Source organism: Methylophaga sp. OBS1 (genome assembly GCF_026319365.1).
In genome coordinates, this window is record NZ_JAPDMS010000001.1 from 1,150,457 (window position 1) to 1,162,743 (window position 12,287).

General features: G+C 49.8%; 7 protein-coding genes. All 7 read right to left on the reverse strand.

The window, feature by feature from the left end; genetic code table 11:
• Positions 1 to 39: 39 nt before the first annotated feature.
• Positions 40 to 5,118 (reverse strand): diguanylate cyclase domain-containing protein, encoded by a 5,079-nt coding sequence (locus tag OMQ46_RS05630; RefSeq protein ID WP_266235116.1) that lies wholly within the window; start codon positions 5,116 to 5,118, stop codon positions 40 to 42.
• A gap of 14 nt (positions 5,119 to 5,132) precedes the next feature.
• Positions 5,133 to 5,849 carry a hypothetical protein gene (locus OMQ46_RS05635; protein ID WP_266235115.1) on the reverse strand — a complete coding sequence of 239 codons (717 nt, stop codon included), beginning with the start codon at positions 5,847 to 5,849 and terminating at the stop codon, positions 5,133 to 5,135.
• Positions 5,850 to 5,860: 11 nt separating this feature from the next.
• A complete protein-coding gene (locus OMQ46_RS05640; RefSeq protein WP_266235113.1) occupies positions 5,861 to 6,655 on the reverse strand; it encodes a gamma-glutamylcyclotransferase family protein in 795 nt (264 codons plus the stop codon).
• A 267-nt stretch (positions 6,656 to 6,922) separates the two neighbouring features.
• Positions 6,923 to 8,506: a methyl-accepting chemotaxis protein gene (locus OMQ46_RS05645; RefSeq protein ID WP_266235111.1), complete on the reverse strand. Its 1,584-nt coding sequence runs from the start codon at positions 8,504 to 8,506 to the stop codon at positions 6,923 to 6,925.
• A gap of 127 nt (positions 8,507 to 8,633) precedes the next feature.
• A complete protein-coding gene (locus OMQ46_RS05650) occupies positions 8,634 to 11,168 on the reverse strand; it encodes an EAL domain-containing protein (protein ID WP_266235109.1) in 2,535 nt (844 codons plus the stop codon).
• A gap of 81 nt (positions 11,169 to 11,249) precedes the next feature.
• Positions 11,250 to 11,678: a helix-turn-helix domain-containing protein gene (locus OMQ46_RS05655; RefSeq protein ID WP_266235108.1), complete on the reverse strand. Its 429-nt coding sequence runs from the start codon at positions 11,676 to 11,678 to the stop codon at positions 11,250 to 11,252.
• A gap of 30 nt (positions 11,679 to 11,708) precedes the next feature.
• Positions 11,709 to 12,281, reverse strand: a complete 573-nt coding sequence (locus OMQ46_RS05660; protein WP_266235107.1) for a DUF2726 domain-containing protein — start codon at positions 12,279 to 12,281, stop codon at positions 11,709 to 11,711.
• Positions 12,282 to 12,287 lie beyond the last annotated feature (6 nt).

The following is a 12,287-nucleotide window of genomic DNA, read 5'->3' on the forward strand; positions in this document are numbered from 1 at the left end:
ATTCGCCTAGCGATGACTGCTTTTTTTGTGCTCATCTCTTTACTTCTCGCTTACTCCATCATTGGCCGCTTTCACCCGGTTGCGACCTGATTGTTTAGCTCGATAAAGTGCGGTATCGGCTGCTCGAAGTAGTTGTTCCAGACCTGCTTCAGCCTCGGGCGTCACAGTGGCCGTCCCCGCGCTTAAAGTCACCACCTCGGCGGTTGAAGAGTGCGCGTGCTCTATTGCCAGACTCTCTATGGCAGCACGCACCTTTTCCCCCATAAGCGTTGCGCCCTGGCTGTCAGTGTCTGGCAGGATAAGGATAAATTCCTCGCCACCATATCGAGCAAGCAGATCTCCCGGTCTTTGTAGTTGTGCTCGTAATGTTTCAGCAACCGATATCAGGCAGTTGTCCCCTGCCCGATGACCATAATTATCATTAAAGGCCTTGAAGTGATCGACATCAAGCATAATCACCGATAAAGGCTTTTTTTCACGCCGCAGTCGAGTCCATACCTCAGCCAGGTAGGCATCTCCACGGCGGCGGTTAGCAATGCCGGTCAGACCGTCATGTTCAGCCAGTCCCTGCAATTTCTGATTAAGCTGCTCCAGTCGCGCCGTCCGCTCGGCTACTTTATGTTCCAGAGTCCGGGAATAATCCTGAACCTGTTCGTACAGACTGGCATTCTCAATTGCGACCGATGCCTGGGCTGCCAACAACTGAATCACCTCCACTCGTGATTGAGTAAAGACACCGCTCGCGAGGTTATTTTCCATATATAAAGCGCCCTCAAAACGCTCACGTCTGATGGGCACGCACAATACCGACTTGGGTCTGAACTTGAGTATATAAGGATCCTGAGTGAATAAACTTTTCTGCGATACATCATGGATAACTTCTGATTCACCACTTCGCAGTACCTGAGTGATCAGGGTGACCGGTAGTGCAAGACGACCACCTTCATTATCAGGAATCAGTGATTGATGAGGTAAACCTGCTGTCGATAATGTCGATTCGGGTAGAGCAACAGCCTCTACAACCAATCGACCACCTCGAACAACGACCAGACATCCCCATTGACCGCCGGCATTTTCAAGCACGATATTCATCGTCGTTTTGAGCAAGCGGTCCAGTACGATTTCGCCGGAGATTTCCCTTGAAGCTTTCATGACTGAGGCGAGGTCGATATCGGTCGGCTCTCTCTGTACAGCATGACTATTTACTTCTGCCGACAACGCTTTTAATACCGGGAATTCCTGTTCCAGCAGATCGACTTTCCGCTGGGCACCCCAGCGATCATATAGATGATAGGCGCCGCGTAAATAACCCAGCGCTGCCCTTTCCCGTCTATGTGCAAGTAAATATCGCGCAGCTCGCTCATGAGCCGTGGCCTCGTCTCGAAGGAATCCTGTTTCTCTCGCCGCATCGATCGCAGCTTCATAGTATTCCAGAGCTAACTCAAGCGTGCCTTGCAAGCTCTCCAGTTCTGCTTCCATCAGATACTGAAGATGGCGAAAGTTGTCCGGGCAGTTATCCGCCCACCGTTTCATTTGTTCAAGATCACGTATCATGCGTTCACGGGTATCGCGCTGCTGATTTGCCGCCATTTTGGGATAGTGACTTGCCAGCGTCATAAATGCCACGATATAGAAACGAACCAGCTGCGGCAGAGACATCGCTGATTTGACCAGGCCATCCTGTGCCCTGACGTGTTCCAGTGCTAAATCTGTCTCGCCATACAGAAAACAAATTTCGGCACTGTAGATATGGTAATTGGCAATACCCGTCATAAACCCACGCTGGTGCATGCCGGCCAGACAGGCCTCTTGGTCAAAGCTGGCGTCACTGAGCGAATAGGGATTATCTGTCAGGCCAAGCAGGTTTCGCTGAAATTGTAAAAATAAGGTCCCTGAATCCAGTGAATCCTGATAGGCACACTCACGCACAATCTCCAGATTCTCGGCATGCAGTCGATGTGCTGTTTCCAAGTCCAGCTTTGGATCCCAAATGACACAATCCTGAGCACTGTAGGCGAGGTAAAGTAAGTCCCCCGTCTGATAGCCCGCTTCAATACCTCTGCGGAACCAGGGGGTCAGACTTGACCAGTGATGACTCCAATGATGTACGAACATCCCATAGACATAGATAACTCTTGCCCTGAGCGTGAGATCATCGAGTCGCTCATTGATAGCCAGGCCGACTTTACCATACTGATAACCCAGTGCTGGCTCATTGAGTTCGCCACAAAGCAGCATGCCATAAGCCGCATAAATAAAAGCAGACTCCGGGCAGTTGCCATGACGTAATGACAAATTGACTGATTTCAGCACCAGATAGGGGAATAACTTACCACTACCGGATAAAAAGGCGGCCGCAAAAATTTCCATCAACAATCGCATCGCGGTCAGTGCTGATTTGTCCTGAACCAGAGGTGCATCGACCAAATCTGAGATAGCCCGCCCCTGCAGGTTCGCTTCAACCAAGCGTCGCTCTTCGTCGATGTCTGCATCTCCAGGCTGGTCAGTAAAATCCACACCAAGCAGCGCTAATCCCTCGATTGCCGAATGAATAGACGCTGCCATTCGGCCCAGTGTCGCGTATTGGCGGGTACGAATGGCCAGTATGTCTGCTCGCGCCAAATCCGACTCAGCATGCTCAAGCAAGATCGCTATCCCATTCTCAGCCGCCTCAGTACGTCCGGTAAGATAGGCACACTGCTGCGTTTCCAGTGCAAGATCTTTCATAAATACAGGCGTGCGCTGCCATGAATCAGCGGGTAACTGTTCCGCGGCAACCATCAGGTAGTGCCAGGCTGATTCATAGGCTGAAGACTGCCTGGCACGGACACCCGCTCGCAAATTCAATTCTGCAAGCAGCCATCGCTCTTCTATGGAATCAATTAGTGCTCGCCCGGCATTGAGATGCTCAACGATATCGATAAGACGATCATCAGGCACTGTCTCCTGACCCAGGTGCTGAAGCACTAAGCGTCCAACGAAAAGATGAACAGCTTGTCGTTGCTGAGGGTCGATCAAGGCATAGGCAGCCTGTTGCACACGATCATGATGGAATTTATAAGTTGGATTAAAGTCCAACCCCAGGTCGCCCTCTCCTACCAGTCGATAATCACTGTGCAAGGGCAGGATGGTGTGTTGCTTCAATGCTGGCTGTAATGCCTTAGCGGTGTCTGATAAAGAATGCTCATAGACCAGCGAGAGGGTATGCAAATCAAAACGACCACCAATGCAGGCGGCCAATTGCAGAATCAGCTGTGTGTCAGACTCAAACCGCCTGAGATTATCCACCATAAACTCAACGACATCGCTACTGACAGTTGACCACCGTGCCGCATCCAAATCCCAGTCCCATTGTCCCGTATTCAGATCTGCTGTTATCGCAGCTTCCTTGTGAAGTTGCCGCAGCAATTCATTTGTAAAAAAAGGATTACCCTGCGCCTTGTCATAGAGCATATTGCTGAGTGGTCGTACTTCAGCCGGTTCGCGATATAAGCCTTCAGCCACGAGTTTTTCCACAGAGCTTCTATCAAGCGGCCCCAGCGGTAAAGGGTGAATATTAGCCTGTTCCTGAACCTCTTCCAGCAATAACCGAAGTGGGTGTCCCGGCCCCACTTCGTTACTGCGATAAGCCCCGATAAACAGCAAGTGTTTGAGCTCATGGGTCGTCATCATGCGACGCAGAAAATCCAGTGTAGGCGTATCACTCCACTGCAGATCATCAAGAAACAGCACAACCGGATGCCCCTCCCCTGCAAACACACGTAGAAAAGCAAGCAAAACGAGGTGTAACCGGTTACTGGCTTCCGCTGGTGGCAATGTGGCAACTGAGGGTTGAGAGCCGATGATTAATTCCAGCTCCGGTACCAAATCCACGACCAGAGCGGCATTCGGTGTCAGCGCCTCCAGTAGCTGTTCTCGCCAACCGGCCAGCTCTGCTTCAGCTAATGCCAGAATCTGCTGAACGAGACCGCGTAAGGCGGTTGCCAGTACTTTGTAGGCTTCACCATGTTGAAACTGCTCGAATTTGCCCTGAACCAGAAAGCCGTGCTCGCGCACCAGCGGTCGATCTATCTCGTTAACCAATGCCGATTTACCGACACCGGAATAACCATGAATCAGGCAGAATGCCGTCCCCCCTGACGCGGCAGTATCGAACAGCTGCATCAACGTCGCGAGCTCTCGTTCACGACCATAGATGGTTTGTGGAATCAGGAACTTATGTCCCATATCCCTCTTACCCAGTTGAAAACGCTCAATTTTATGGCCAGCGGCCAAGCGATCCGCACAGTATTTCAGATCGTGTATCAGTCCAGCAGCACTCTGATATCGTGATTCGGGGCTTTTTGCCATCAGCTTGAGGACGATATCCGATAGCGCCTCTGGTATCGCTTCAACGATTTGATGGGGGGCTGGTGGGAGTCGACTGATATGACTGTGGACCCATCCCAACGGACTGTCTGCCTGAAATGGTTTTTCCCCGGTCATTAACTCGAACAACAACACGCCGAGCGAGTAATAATCAGATCGGTAATCCAACTCCCGATTCATCCTGCCTGTCTGCTCAGGCGACATATAGGCTAGCGGTCCGTCGATATGCCTGGACAGTTGTACGGTCTGCCGCTCCTGATCTAATTCAGAAGCAATGCCAAAGCCTGCCAGCGCTACATCACCACTGACAGGGTCAAAAAGGATATGGTCGGGGGTTAGTGCTTTATGCACAATATCCTGTTCGTGAAGTCTCTCCAGGATATGAGCAAGTTGTAAGGCAATATTGAGCACTTCGACAAGCAATAAAATCTTGCCTTCTTTGGCGCTGAGATGGGATTGAAGGGTGTGACTGAAGTACTCGCAGATCAGTGCCAGATTACCGCTACCGTGAGTCTGCACTGCATAAATCTGACGCACTCCGGTCACTTCTTTCAGCTGTCGCAACATGCGACCTTCACGATACATTTCGGCCACCTGTTGACGCTCAGGGTATTCGGCATCAATCGTCTCAACCGCTACAGGGAGATTGTCTTGTATGCGATAAGCTCGATAAATAACCCGTCCCCCACTTTGATAAAGCGCGGAGCCCACTTCATAGCCGGGTAGTTGCAGTCCTTTTTTCACCCTCATCGATGATAACCGCGCTAGACACCGAATAACCGGTTAAAGGTCGCGCTGTAGTCTTCGTGCGCCGTTTCCCTCAGAGGCTCGCCATGTCCGCAAAGTGCATGTTTGAAGTTCAGTGTTTTCAGTCGTAAAAAGTCTTCCCCGCCAGGTGCAGCCGCCTGACACCAGACCGGTCCCAGATTGGCGGGCGTGAAAAAACCCATCTCCTGCATCCGATCTCTGGAAGCATCAGAGAAAAATTCATCGTCTGAAATCCAGTTCTGCAGTGCATCACAGGCGATGAGGATGCCACCGTCTCGTTTAAGATGCAGAATACCTTCAGGGAGCCGCGTTGTCTGAAACTCAAACAATGAGGCATCGGAAATAGGCAACGGTCCCTCCTCACTGAGCGTATGAGTCACTGCCAGTGTATTGTCATTGGCAAGACCGGGTAAGGTCCAGTATCGAGCCTGATAGCGGTCCACATAGAAAGAATCATCACGACCATGTAAAGCACCAAGCCGTATGACATCGGTCACCTGTCCGAGACGCTCCAACTCCGCCAATCCCGTTTCATCAAGGCGAACCGTGTTGATGACGATCAGTCGTTCCCCCTCCCTGACCACGGTCATATTGCGACTAAAACACCAATCCAAATCCTGAAGCACGGTTTCCATCGCACCAGTAACGAAAAAAATATCCTGAAACACGGGCTCAAGATGTCCATGTGCCAGTGCGGGGCTAAATTGTTCCATTAATGCCCTCCTCAGGCCTGGTGGTGGTTGAATCGCCCCACATACCGATACTCTCTCGCATACTCATTCAGATAGCAGTTGAGATAGTGTTTCTGGATATCATTGAGACGGTCATGCAGGATATCGTCCAGACACTCATTACCATCACTGGTATCGAGCCGCTTGAGATGAAACAGTGTCATGTCCCGGCCCCCGAAGAAATGCTTGAGGTAATCATGTCTCGGGCGCGCCTGCGACATATCGAACACCGCTCCGTAAAGTGCCGTATAAAGTGGATGTCGAGACAGGGATTGATAATCAAATAGCGGAAAGTCACCACTGGGTGGTGTGAAAAGCGGGTACGCTTCAGGCTTGTGGACAGGATGACTTGACAGATCATGGATGTAATCAGCATCCAGCCCTGCCGAACGAGCCCCCTGAATTAACAAATTAAGATAACGCCGGCTGGGAAGACAGGTGTGATTAATAAATGCCGGCATGCCGATATAGACAAATGCCGGGACTCGCTCACCGTCGACCTCTACCTCAACAGTGATACGGTCATAGCCATGACCATAGGCTTCCATGGCATCCAGCGCTTCCAGCGCTTCATCAGGACACTCGTGAAGGACGCCCAGCACCCGTTCAATGGGATCTCCGGCGTACTCTATGTTGCCCACGCCCCCTTCATGACGAAAAAAATGTTCGACATTAAAACGAAGCTGCCACCCCCTTAAAATTGCGGGCCGAGAGGACAAAGGTTCTACGCCCTTTGCGCGCAGTGAGGTGATATTCATATTAGAGCCAAAGCCAAAATAGCGAAACATAGTGATTAGTACTTGTACAACGGGTATAGCTTCAGTCGGCGGCCGGCTTGAGGCACGCTGGCTAGCGGGTAGCAGCTGAATCCTGCCTTGACAGGATTGTACGGGAAATCGACTGGTCTGATCATGAGTCTTGCTATCCAGGCCCTGTTTGCCTGTTATTTAAGCCGTTGGGTGATACTTAATTACCATCCCATCTGGACCCGCTGCACTGCCATCAAAGACTGCCCGTGAAACCTGGCACCATGTGATTATGCTGTCAGCGGCTTATCAGGCCTGACTGAAGCGACGGATCATATTCAACAAGGCAGTTGATTCCCCAGCCAGGTTTTCGGCATTGGTATTAACCAGGTTGGCATTCGACACCACGCTTTCAGCGTCACTACTGATACGAACGACATTACGATTGATATCATCACTCACCGCACTCTGCTCCTCAACAGCCGTCGCTATCTGTGTGTTGAGATCGTTCAACTCCTGCACCTTGTCTTTGATAATGGAAACAGAGGTGATCGAGGCAGAAATATCTTCGCGGCTGGAAGAGGCGGTTTCCTGTGTTTTTTTCATACCGGCAACCACCTTGTCTACTGCCTGATCCAGTCTCTGGATCAAACCGGAGATTTCCTGTGTCGATTGTTGTGTCCGGCTCGCCAGTGAGCGAACCTCATCGGCAACGACGGCGAAACCGCGTCCATATTCTCCGGCTCGCGCTGCTTCGATGGCCGCATTCAGCGCCAATAAATTGGTTTGCTCAGCGATATCACTGATCACACCGATTATTGGATTGATGGCGTTGGAGTCATCCTCCAGCTCGGAGATGACACTGTTGATGTCACTGAAAGCGGTATCGAGGGAGCCCAGGCTGTTCACAGCGGTCGAGGCTTTTCGTTCACTGGATTTGGTCAACTCATCAACTTCTGAAGCCGTTGATGCTGCCTTACTGGCATTACTGGACACTTCCTGAATGCTGGAACTCATTTCAGTCATTGCCGTTGCCACTTGCTCTGTCTGTGAGGCCTGTGACTGAATCGACTCCATGATTGACTGTTGCGAGCTGAATGTATCTCTCGCTTCAGTATCAATCTTGCCCGCAGTGTCTCTGAGTCTGACCAATACCGTATTCAGTTTGGCCTGTGCTAATTTATTGACCAGAGAGAGCTGAGCGATTTCATCGTTGTTGCCCGTATAGACCATCGCCATCAGTGGATTATTAACCTCTTTACGCGCTTCTTTTAAAGCCCGATCCAGACTGGCAAACACCCATTTGTGCAGTAGTGCATAGGTACCGGCCCCAACCAGTACCGGCACAATCATCGGCAAGAAAAATGGCAGCGCTGCTACCAGATTCAGTTGGGAGGCTAACATTGTCAGCAGGCTCACCAACGCCACGCTCAACATCGTTTTATGTTTGAGACCGAAACGGCTGAAAACATTGCCAAGCCTGGGCTTTTTGCCTGCATTAATTTGCTGGTAGAGGGTTTGTGCCCGTTTGACATATTCTGCTTTGGGCGGTATCCGCACCGATTCATAACCCACAATTTGCTGGCGGTCAAAAATCGGGGTGACATAGGCATCAACCCAGTAGAAGTCACCATCTTTCCGGCGGTTTTTAACAATCCCCATCCAGTGGTCTTTCGCCTTGACGGTATTCCATAAATCTTCAAATGCGGCGGGGGGCATATCCGGATGTCGGATAATATTGTGATTTTTCCCTAACATCTCCTCACCGGGAAAACCGCTCACCTCTTCAAAGGCTGCGTTGAAACCGGTGATCGCCCCTTTCAGGTCGGTGGTGGAGATGAGTTCTTCCTCGAATGTGACTTCGTTGTCTGTGACGGGCAAATTTTTCTTCATTGTGCTTTCTACCTTATAACGAGCAATAAATGCTGATTACTTTTGTTTGCTCTGTGAGGTTATCGGCATCGATGACGCGCAATTAAATATTCTTCAAAAAAGAATCTGACTGCGGAAAGACAGTGATTCAGATATCGCTACTGGGCACAGGACGACCAAATAAATAGCCCTGAAACTGATGACAGCCCAGTTCTGTTAGACGCTCGGCTTGCTGTTGCGTCTCGACTCCTTCTGCAATAACGTTGAGTTCCAGGCTCTGACCCAGTGCGAGAATCGTTTTTATAATCGCTTCGTCATTTTGATTCTGGCCGAGTTCACGCACAAAAGACTGATCAATTTTTAATTGATGAATAGGCAATAATTTCAGGTAACTCAGTGAGGCATAGCCTGTACCGAAATCATCCAGTGAAAATCGAATACCCAGCGTCTGTAGCGTGTTCATCTTCTCAGCGACCTGTTCCATGTTATCGATAAGCAGGTTTTCAGTGACTTCGAACTTGAGCCTTGAGGCATCAATCCCGGATCGCCCGACCACCTGTTCGACATGTTCAACAAAACCGCTATGACGGAACTGCCGTGGACTGATATTAACGGCTAATGTCCAGTTATTTTTTTCTGGATCAGTTTCCCAGTCAGACAATATTTCACAGGCTTTCTCAACAACCCACTGCCCCAATGGAATAATCAAACCGCTATCTTCGGCAATGGGGATAAACTCGGCGGGTGATATGGTTCCCATCGTCGGGTGTTGCCAGCGAAGTAACGCTTCCATGCCTATGACCGTTTCCCTGTTGTCCACCTGGCACTGCAAATAAAGCGACATGTGCCGATGTTCGATAGCCTCACGCAGAGCCACTTCCAGCACACTGCGGCGTTTGATGGATTCCTGCATCTGTGGATTAAAAAAGCGTTGACTGTTTCGACCTTGATGTTTGGCTTCATGGAGGGCTAAATCAGCCAGCCTGACAATCCGCCCCGTCTGACCCTCAGCATCGCTGAACATGGCAATCCCGATACAGACTGTGGCGTTGTATGCACCTTTGCCGAGCTGATAAGGCGCTGATAACAGTTGTCGTATCTCTGTCGCTGCCGCTTCAGTGTAGTCTTTGCTATTACAGTCCCCGGGGATATCCAGCAAACAGGCAAACTCATCCGAGCTTGTCCTGAATACACGCATCGAGGTTTCATTGAAGGACATCAATCGTTGCGTGATTTGTCTCAGTAACTCATCACCCTGACCATGACTATGGGCTTCATTAATCAGTTTGAAGTCGTCGACATCGACCACCATCAGTGCGGCAGACATTGAGCTGTCCTCCTGAAGCTTTTTCTCGATACATCTGAACAGTTCAAAGCGATTTGGCAGCCCGGTTAATGGATCGGAGAATTCGAGTGTCTGCAGACGCTCATGCATTTTTTTGTTATCGGTAATATCGGTAGAAATGCCGCATAGGGCGTAAATGTGATCGTTGCTATCGCGAAGTGGTATTTTTACCGACAGGAAATGCCGCGTGGTTCCGTCACGCGTCTGACTGATCTCCTCTTCTTCAACCAGACGCTCACCCTCTTCCATCACCTTTAAATCATTCAGTCTGAGGTGTTGGCAGGTATCCGAATTAAAGATTTTTTCATCCGTTTCACCCATCAAATCTTCCGGTGTCAGACCTGTTAAATCAGCTATTTTCTGATTGATATAACGATAACGATGCTGACGATCCTTTATGTAAACAATGGCATCCAAACTGTTTAAGATGGTGTTGAGACGGTTCTCGCTTTCAAATAAGTCACGTGTTTTAAGATTGACCTGCTTACGTAGAACCTGATTGAACGTAACCACCAGGATGACAATAATGATCAGCGATGCCAGCAACCACCAGATAAACACAGGAATCGGATGCCGTGATGGCAGGGTCCACTTTGCCAGTACCTGGTAATAGACTGAGTCGGGCCTCGCCTTCCAGCGAATCAGATAGTCATCAATCACCTCAAGTGTGGCCGGGGCAAACTGGGGAGAAACAGCATAAAAGAGACGTGCCGGCTGAAATAGAATGGGCGTTGCATTGAGCGCCAATGCCCGCATTTTGTTGTTGCCATAATAGTGACTGGAGACCACGGCATCGGCCTCGCCACTGACCACTGCATTGAAAGCAGTATCAAGGTTATTGGTGCGCAACCAGTTTACCTTCAGAGAAAAATTACTGGCAAGGTTCTGCAGATAAGCTTCCTGGACTGACCCCTCGAGAACGGCCACTGTTTTACCATCCAGATCCAGTAGGTTCGCTAACCTGACATTACCCGCTGTATAAACTTGCGACCAACTTATCAAAGCCGGTTCAGTGTGAAACTGATAACGCTGTTGGCGCGACTGATTTTTAGCGACGTCCGGCAGTAAATCGATTTCGCCATTTTCCAGCATCTTCAGGCAAGCACGCCAGGTACAGGGAACAACTTCAATGCGCCAATTTTCTCGTCTGGCAATATGCATGAGCAGGTCGCCCAGGATACCGCTGGCTTCGCCCTGCTCACTCAGCGTTAACTTGGGCGAGTTTTCATACACGCCAACCCTTATCTGGTCGGGTTGGGCATAACTTGCGGTGGTCGTTGCCAGTAATATAAAGGCATAGAACAAGCCTCCGCCAACGACCCAATGGCGTGGTTTCACAATCGTCCCCTGAGATGCTCTTTGGCATCCTTATCCTGCTGCTGAGTGAGTGTGTTTCTCAGCAGTCATGTCGTTCAGCGTTTATTTTTTGTTTTTGGCCTTTTTCTTTTTCTTGTTTTTTTCTTTGGCCTTTTTATCTTTATTTTTGCTCTTATCTTTCTTGGCTTTTTTATCTTTCTTAGCTTTTTTCTTGTCTTTTTTGTCTGACTTTTTCTTGGTTTTTTCAGTCTTTGACTCAACAGCAGGTTCAACTGTCTCGGCTGAGACTTCATCAACAGCCGTCAATGCTTTAAGTCTCAGTTTGCGAAATCGGGTCACAATATATTTGACCTGCCCCAGAGATAAGCCGCTCGTGGCTGCAGCCATGCTCTGTGTCTGGCCTTCGTGTATCGCAAGTAAAGCTGCTGCACGCTGATTATCACTGAGTTGAGATGCTGCCAGTTGTTTGCAAGCAGTAACTTCACGAGGCTTGAGTAATTTTGGTGAATGTTTGTTATCGCTGACAGCCATGATCAATCCTTCAAAAGCCAATAAACAGGTTTAAACGTCAAGCCCGGCTTGATGCCGTTTTTCATCACGCTGGCCTGGGTCCAGATAGACTCTGACATCCTCCGCAGCGTCCTCGTCGAGCAAAATGGTCGGCTCCAGTTGCGTGATAATTTTCTGGCGAAGCTGCTTGTCGCTCAAAGCATTATGAACATCAAGAATAAGAAATGGCAACTTACTCTGCTGACAGATCTGCCGGATAAATTGCTGCCTGCTACCCAATGTGCCGTGATGTATCAGAATCAACACACAGGCAATTTTACTGGTGTTTTTTTCGGTCAGCACAAAATCTGTCGTTGTGGTTTGAATTTTCAGCCGCAGGTCTTCTGCCTCTCCGGCTGCGTCGGATTCGGTGACCAGCAGATCAGTAAGGCGGATGTGCGGAAATACATCATAGTCCTCACCCACAGCCCGCTCAAGCTGTAATTTGAAGTCACGCAGTAAGCTGTCCATCAGCGTTTTCCTGGGGCGTAGACTGACTGGTGCAGGGTTGTGTCGCCGGTATAACCTGATCCCCACCCAGAGCATCAGTAACAGGGCAATCAAAGACAGGCCAAACCACAACATCGCATC

Bases quoted from the DNA above. Each gene is read 5' to 3' on its own strand.
- OMQ46_RS05630 (WP_266235116.1), bottom strand. From the start codon at position 5,118: ATGAGGGTGAAAAAAGGACTGCAACTACCCGGCTATGAAGTGGGCTCC.
- OMQ46_RS05635 (WP_266235115.1), bottom strand. From the start codon at position 5,849: ATGGAACAATTTAGCCCCGCACTGGCACATGGACATCTTGAGCCCGTG.
- OMQ46_RS05640 (WP_266235113.1), bottom strand. From the start codon at position 6,655: ATGTTTCGCTATTTTGGCTTTGGCTCTAATATGAATATCACCTCACTG.
- OMQ46_RS05645 (WP_266235111.1), bottom strand. From the start codon at position 8,506: ATGAAGAAAAATTTGCCCGTCACAGACAACGAAGTCACATTCGAGGAA.
- OMQ46_RS05655 (WP_266235108.1), bottom strand. From the start codon at position 11,678: ATGGCTGTCAGCGATAACAAACATTCACCAAAATTACTCAAGCCTCGT.
- OMQ46_RS05660 (WP_266235107.1), bottom strand. From the start codon at position 12,281: ATGTTGTGGTTTGGCCTGTCTTTGATTGCCCTGTTACTGATGCTCTGG.